This is a genomic window from Candidatus Dependentiae bacterium (genome assembly GCA_018897535.1).
GTDB lineage: Bacteria > Babelota > Babeliae > Babelales > UASB340 > UASB340.
Genome location: JAHIKO010000081.1, coordinates 1 through 8,524 on the forward strand (window position 1 = coordinate 1; position 8,524 = coordinate 8,524).

3 protein-coding genes are annotated in these 8,524 nt (G+C 26.5%); all 3 read right to left on the bottom strand.

Going from position 1 to position 8,524, the window contains the following annotated elements; all coding sequences use genetic code 11:
- A partial coding sequence (locus KKE07_05105; GenBank protein ID MBU4270220.1) for a hypothetical protein occupies positions 1 to 1,807 on the bottom strand: 1,807 nt, incomplete at its 3' end.
- Positions 1,808 to 1,824: 17 nt separating this feature from the next.
- On the bottom strand, positions 1,825 to 6,204 hold the full coding sequence (locus tag KKE07_05110) for a hypothetical protein (protein MBU4270221.1): 4,380 nt from the start codon (positions 6,202 to 6,204) through the stop codon (positions 1,825 to 1,827).
- A gap of 140 nt (positions 6,205 to 6,344) precedes the next feature.
- Positions 6,345 to 8,524, bottom strand: a 2,180-nt coding sequence (locus tag KKE07_05115) for a hypothetical protein (GenBank protein ID MBU4270222.1), incomplete at its 5' end; no start/stop codon positions are given.

Sequence of the window (8,524 nt, forward strand, 5' to 3'; positions counted from 1 at the left end):
CAATATTTATTATGGCATTTGAATTATTTTTTATATCTTGAAGCAATGTCGCAGATTCTTGATTGATAATGGCATCGGAATTATATTTTATAGCATTTTGAAGCTCAGCAGTTTGTATATTGAGTATTACATCTGAATTCCAATTTATCATTTTATTATTGTTCAATATGGCATCGGAATTATAATTTATTTGATTTTGTAGATCTGTTTTTATTTCATAATCGTGCAATATGGCCTGAGAATTGTAATGAATATTGTAATTATTGTTGATAATTGTATTGGAATTATTATTGATTTGATTGTTTTGATTTATAATTGCATTGGAATTATGATTTATATTTTTATTATTATTTATAATCGCATCGGAATTATGTCTAATTTGGTCTTGTAAATCGGTTTTAATTTCATAGTCGTGTATTATGGCATTTGAATTATTAATAATTTTGGGCTCAAGATTTATTATGGCATTAGAATTGTATATTATTTGTTGTTCATAATCTAATAAATCATTGTTTATTATGGCATTAGAATTCCAGCGGATTCTATTACTTTGTGTTACTATCGCGTTGCTGTTGTTATAAACTAAATATGTTACCGGGTCGATTTCTCCTGAGTCAAAACCATAAATAGTGTTATCTGATATCCATGTATTATTATTTCCATCTGTTTTTATAATTGATTGTTCTGGATAACCATAAATACCTTCGTTATTTGTAATTTTTAACTTGGATCTTGAATTTGCCAATATTATAGAGCTATTTCTTGATGCAAAATCCAAACTGTTTTGATTATTCAGCGTGTTTTCTAAAACAATTCTACCATCAAGATTAATCCTTGAGCCTGATAAAATATATGTAGATAAATCATAATCAGCCCCAAGTGTTAGATTGCCAAATATTAATGCATTATTAAAAGTTTCATGTGTAGAACTTATTGTTACTTTATTATCAAAATATAATGAACCATGTGTTAAGCGTAATCCCGTATGTGTCATTTTTAAAGAGCTATTGTCAAATTTTAAACAAGAGCTCTTGTCGTTCATAATTATCAAATTATTATTTGTAGAATATGGAGCATATAAAAAAGTTGTTTGAGGTTTAAAATTTAGTGAAGAATGCGGTAAAATATAACTGGTATTTATTGAATTATAAATGAATTCAGATGTGCCAGTAAAATTTACTTCATTGTTTATAAACATATGCCCGCGTTCAAAAGTGAATGTCTCATTAAATGAAAATGTAGAATTATCAATGGTTATTATTCCCGAGTTATTATTACATTTTATTGTTGGTCTTATTGTGTTTGAATTATTTTTAAATATTATGTTTTTGAAAGTCACACTTACATTATTATCTAATAAAATCTGAGAATTTTTACCTAAAATTAAATTTTTATAACAGCCGTCAATAACACCATTTGATGTAAGTGTAAATATAGTATTGTCGGGAATGGAAATGTCGGTATCAAAAAATAAAATTTTGTTATTTATATTCAGTGAATTTGTTTTATTAATAAGATCGTTATATATAAAATTATTAAATTTTTCAGACGGTGCATTATATTGATTTAATGTATCATCAAAATCAAAATATTTTAAATTGGTTTTCCAGTTCTCTCGAATTAAATTTTGGTTGTACCAACCGTTAATTGTTGATGTGTTTGGTACTGCAAATTTTGAAAATTCGCTATTTAAAACGATTGAAGAATATGGTGTATAAAATTTAATTGTTGAATAAATATTGTTTGTTAAAAATAAAAAAAATAAAACTATAAAAAATATTATTTTGTTAAAAATTCTATAATTCAAAATTTGCTCCCTTTTTTTTACTGTTTTATTTTTGAAAAATTACTTAATTCTTGATCATAAATTACATCTAAAGCATATCTTTGCTTTATTTCATATAAATAATTTTCTGTAACTATTGGTTTATTATTTATATCATTTAATCCAATTAATTTATCGATATTAAGCATGAAATTTTTCTCGTTAATATTTGTATTATACATATTATGAATTGGGTCACCTGTTATCTCTATTGTATTTCCGGAAAGTATTGAATTTTCATAAGCAACAAAACCATTTATTGCGTTATTAATTCTTATTTCTTTATCGTTAAAAATTAGTTTTGCTGTACCAAAAGTCGAATTAATATTCATAAAATTTGTTCCAAAATTTATTTGGGGTATTGTTCTTGAAAAATCATTTGATCCAAGTTTAGGCGCGATTTTTTCAGTTAAAGCGGATTGAATATATAATTCATTTTCGCCAAAATCTGAAAAATTTAACTGTCCTGTAAATTTAAGATCATCTTTTATTAATATTAATTTATTATTGATATCCTGAACGATAAAATTCATATCATATGTTTCTTGTATGTTTTTATTTTTTTCAAATTCAGTAAAAGTATCATCGCCAATACTGATGTTTGTTTCACCCAGCAACGCTGTAGCACCTAAATAATTTATAGAATTTATTTTTGTTATATGTTCAAAACCTGAAAAAATTATATTTTGCATGGCAAATGTATTATCATTGCATTTTAGTAAAACGGGAATTGTTGCATTTTGAGTGAACATATCGCTATAATTTGGAATTAATTTACTTACTTTTCCACCTTTTCTTTGTAACCAGCTTAAACCATTATCAGCTTTTGAAAGTGCATCGGCATAATTATCCGATGGTGCTAATTTAAATTCTTTTTGTCCCTCAATGCCTTTTAAATAAAATGTTTGGGCTTGGCTATTATCATTATTTATAATTTCGATTAAGCCTTGTGACAAAGTTACATTTTCAGATAAACCAAATAAGACATTTTCGCCTATTCTTATACAAGAATTTTCCAAAGAAAATTTTGTTGCTTTTGTATTGTCAAAGCTAAGTGCATATTTTAAATTAAACGTTTTTTGATTAATTCTTAATAATTGTATATTTTTAAGCGTGACAGTTTTATTTTTTTCTACTACAAATTGTGAATGTTCCGGATTTCCAAATATAATTACAGCACCATTACCGTCGATTGTTACATTGCCATTTATTAAAATTTTTTCATTGGGATGAATAAACACACTTTTTTCCAATGTAATATCTGTTGTTATTGGAGACTGTGTTAAAATTGTTTCTTGTGGAGTTACTTTTATATTTAATATAGCATCGGAATTATACTTTATTGGATTGGAAAGTGTACTTACATCAATACTTAGTATGGCATTTGAATTATTTTCAACTTGTTTATAAAGATCTTGTTTAATTTCATAATCATGAACAATTGCTTGAGAATTATAATGAACATTATTATCCAGATTTATAATGGCATTTGAATTATTCTCAATTTCTTTTTGCAATAATGTTGCATCTAAATTTATAATAGCGTCGGAATTATATTTAATTTGATCGGCTAAAAATTGAGTTGGTAAGCTTATGATAGCGTTTGAGTTATACTTTGCTAAATTATTATTATTTACTGCCGCAGAGCTTATATGTCGTAGTTCATTTGTTAATAAAATAATTGAATTGCTTGTTGTTATATTTAAATCGTTAGTTGCCAAAATTACTATGCTTGCAGAATTTGCTTTTATTTTTATGTCTTGAATTATTAAAGCGTTAGAATTGTGTCGCATGTTTATCATATTCTGATCTATATTTGCGGTGTTGGTAATTATGGCATTTGAGTTTGTAGTTATATCCGCGGTATTTACAGGAATTTCCGGCGTATATGAAACAATAGCATTTGAATTATTAATAATTTCATATTCATGTGTGATTATGGCATTCGAATTATTTTTAACACCAAGAGTTATTAAGGCAACACTATTCTGTAAAATTGCTATTTCAGTTTCATTTGCTTGAGCTGTTGATTTTGCCAATTCGGCTGTGGCTTTTGCCGCGGCTATATCTTGTTCCAGGTCGGTTACATCATCCGGTAGTGGAATTAGAGAAGTATTTATAGCATCAATTTGAGCTTGCAATGTACCTGCCGTTGCAAAGCTTAATTTTACAATAGCGTTTGAATTATTTTCTATATCTTTATCTTGTTTTATTATTGCATTTGAATTGTTTTTTACGGCTTCATGTAAAAGTGGTTGTGATGGTATATTTAAAATAGCATTTGAATTATTTTTTATTTGATTTTGTAGATCTGTTTTAATTTCATAATCGTGTAATATTGCTTGAGAGTTATTGTGTATTTGGGTGTCAAGATAAAGAATGGCGTTTGAGTTGTTATTTATTTTTATTAACAAAACTGTGTTGTCAAGATTTAGTATGGCATCTGAATTATGTTTTATTTCTTCTTCCAGTATTGTGTTATCAATGTTTAGTATTGCGCTTGAGTTATAACTAATTTGATTTTGAAAATCGGCTTTGATTTCGTAATCATGAATAATTGCTTGAGAATTATAATGAACATTGTTATCCAAATTTATAATAGCATTAGAATTATTTTTAATTGCTTCCTGTAATACGTCTGAATCAAGGTTTATTATTGCATCTGAATTGTGACGTATTTGATCTGCTAGACCGGTTGTATCTATGCTTAATATTGCGTTGGAGTTTGCAGTTACATATTTATTACCCTCAAGTATTGCATTGGAGTTATTTCCAATTTGATTATATAAATCGTCTTTAATTGAATAATCATTTATTATTGCCTGCGAATTATAATGAATATTGTTTGTTGAATTTAAAAGTGCGTCGGAATTGTATTTTATTGGATTAATATCACTTAAAACAGCATTTGAATTATTTGTAATTTTTATTTCGGTTGTTGCAAATGTGTGATTATTATAATTTATTTGATTTTGTAAATCTTGTTTTATTTCATAATCATTAATTATAGCTTGTGAGTTATAATAGACTTTTAAATCTAAATTAATAATAGCATTAGAGTTATTTTCTATTTCTTTCCCCAATTTATCTACATTAAGATTCACTATGGCATTAGAGTTCCAAGAAATTTCTTTTTCCTGAGAAACTATTGCATTACTGTTATTGTAAATTAAATTTGTTGTAGGATCCGTTTCACCTAAGTCAAAACCGTATGTCGTGTTGTCAGTTATCCAACTATTATCACTACCGTCTGCATATGTGATTGATTGCTCAGAAAAACCATTTATGCCGTTATTATTTACAACTAAGAATTTTGATCTTGAATTTTTAAGTACTATCGAAGAGCTTCTTGATGCAAAATTTAGGCTGTTTTCTTCATTAACGGTATTATATAAAACCATTCGTCCGTCTAAAAATATTCTTGCTCCAGAGAGAATATGGGTTGATAGGTCATAATTTAAGCCGGCATTTAAATCACCTAAAATTAAAGCATTATTAAATGTTTGATCTGTTGAACTTATTGTAACTTTATTATCAAAATATAATGAACCATGTGTTAAGCGTAATCCCGTATGTGTGATTTTTAGAGAACTGTAATCAAATTTTAAACAAGATGTTTTATCACTTAATATTAAAAGATTATTGTTTGTAGAATATGGTGCATATAAAAAAGATGATTGTGGGCCAAAATTTAATGAAGAGTGTGGTAGTATATAACTTGAATTTATTGAATTATAAATAAATTCACCTGATCCGGTAAATTTTACATCATTATTTATAAAAAGATGTCCTCGCTCAAATGTAAATGTATCGTTAAATGATAATGTTGAATTATCAAATGTTATTATTCCGGAATTATCATGACATTTAATTTGTGATATTGTTGTATTCGAACTATTTTTAAATATTAAATTTCTAAATGTTACGCTTACATTACTGTCAATTAATAATTGAGAATTTTTACCTAAAGTTAAATTTTTATATTGTCCATCAAGTATACCATTTGATGTAATTGTATATACAGTGTTATCCGGAATATATATATCATCATTAAAAACTATAGTTTTATTATCCGGATTTAATATATTTTTTTCTTGAATTTGATAATTTGATATACGATTTGGTACCTGTTGTTCTGCCAAATTTGAGTAATATGCCGTTGAATCAAACGTTTTGATATTTTCATTTCCTGCCGGAACCACTAGGTTTTGGTTAAGCCAACCAGTAATACTTGAACTATTTGGTGCTGAAAATTTAGTATTACTGTATGCTAAAACAATTTTACTGTGAGGGCCATGAAAATTAATTGTTGTGAAAATGTTATTTTTACAAATAAAAAAAAATAGGAAAATTATTATTTTATTTAAATAATTCCTCAAATTACTCTCCTTTTAGATCTTACTCATTTTTTTATATATATAATATAATGAATTTTGATATGTAAAGAGTTGTTAAATAAATTTTAATTTATAAGTATAAAAGAGTTATTTAAGAGGGAAGTATATTTCCCTCTTAACAATTAATTATTTAAAATATTATTTAATTCTTTTTCATATGTTAGATTAACAGCTGTTTTTAATTCCAAATTTTTATCATCAAAGTATAAAAAATAATTTGATTTTATTGGCTTATTATTTATATCGTCCATACCTATTAATTTTTCAATATCTAAAATAGGTTGGTTTCCAAGCGATGTTGGATTATAAGCATTTGAAATAGGGCTTCCTGAAACTTCTATTGTTTTTCCATATATATATGAGTTTTCATATATATTAAAACCATTATTATCATTATTGATTCTTATCGCTTTATCATTGAATATTAATTTTGCAAGACCATACGTTGATTTTAGTTGAACAAAATCTGTTCCAAAATTTACTTGAGAAATTAATCTTAATGGATCGTTTGAGCCTAATTTTGGCGTTATTGGTTCGCTTATTGCGCTATCAATACAAAGTTCATTTTCACCAAAATCTGCAAATTGTAGTTTGCCTGTAAATTTAATATCATCTTTTAGCAATCTTAAATTATTTCCAATATTTTGGATCACAAAAATCATATTGTAGGATTCTTGTATGTTTTTGTTTTTTTCAAATTCGGTGAAAGATTCATCTCCAATATCGATATCTGAATTGCCAAATAAACTTATTGTACCTTGATAATTTGCTGAATCGGATTTTGATACATGTTCAAATCCGGATAAATTGATAGATTGTAAACCAAGCGTATTATCATTGCATTTTAGAAGAACCGGAACGGTTCCATTTTGTGTAAATCTATCTGAATATATAGAAGCTAATTTACTTACTATTCCGGATTTTCTTTGTAACCAACTTAATCCATTATCTGCCTTTGAAAGTGCATCGGAATATTGTTCCGTTGGAGCAATTCTAAATTGTTTTTGTCCTTCAATACCCTTTAATGAAAAAATTTGAGTTTCGTTATTTGTGTTATTTGTAATTTCTATTAATCCCTGAGACATTGTTATATTTTCTGAAAGACCAAATAAAACATTTTCACCTATTATTATATGAGAGTCATCGATAGCATATTTTGTTGGTTTTGTATTATCAAATCTTAATGCAAATCTTAGATCAAATGTTTTTTGATTTATACGTAAAAATTGAATATTTTTTAAAGTGACTGTTTTCCCTTTTGAGACTACAAATTGTGAATGGTTAGGATTAGAAAATATTATTACGGCACCATTACCATCTATTGTTACATTACCATCAATAAATATTCTTTGATTTGTATGAACAAAAATACTATCTCTTAGAGTAATATCTGTTGTTATTGGGCCTTGAGTTAAAATTGTGTCTTGTTGATTATTTAAATTGGTTAATATTGCATTAGAGTTATATCTTATTCCAAGTTTGTTTGCATCTATTTGAGCTTGGAGTCCGGTTGTATTTAATGATGTTAATATCGCTTGTGAATTATAATGAATGTTTTTATTATTGATTAAAATTGCACTGGAGTTCCAACTTATTTGTGTATTATTTTCTACTGTAGCATTACTTACGTAACCAAGTTCTCTATCTAAAGACAATATTGCATTACTATTGTTATTGATGCCTGTAATTATTGCAGAGCTGTTGTAACTAATTAAGTTATTATTATTTATAGTAGCAGAACTTATATAACTAATATTATCATTGATATTTAATATGGCATTAGAGTTGTTCGTTATCCTGTTATTTAATTGAATTATTGCACTGGAGTTCCAAGAAATTTGAAAATCGTTTTCAATAGTTGCACTACTTACGTAATTAAGTTTTAAGTTTAAAGATAATATTGCATTACTATTATTAGTAATTTTTTGATCGAGGGCGCCAACTTCAAGATTTAAGATTGCAGAGCTGTTCCAACTGATTTGTTTGTTATTAAAGATCGTAGCATTACTTATGTAACCAAGTTCGCGATCATGAGTAATTATAGCATTACTATTGTTAGTAATTCTGTTATTTAATTGTAAGATTGCATTAGAGTTCCAAGATATTTGTTTATCATTTTGAATTGTAGCGTTGCTTACGTAACCAAGTTTTTTATCTAAACTTACTATTGCGTTACTATTATTTTCACAACATTCAAGACCTGTAATTATTGCAGAGCTATTGTAACTAATTAAGTTATTATTATTTATAGTAGCGTTGCTTACATAACCAAGTTCGCGATCTAAAGATAATATTGCATTAC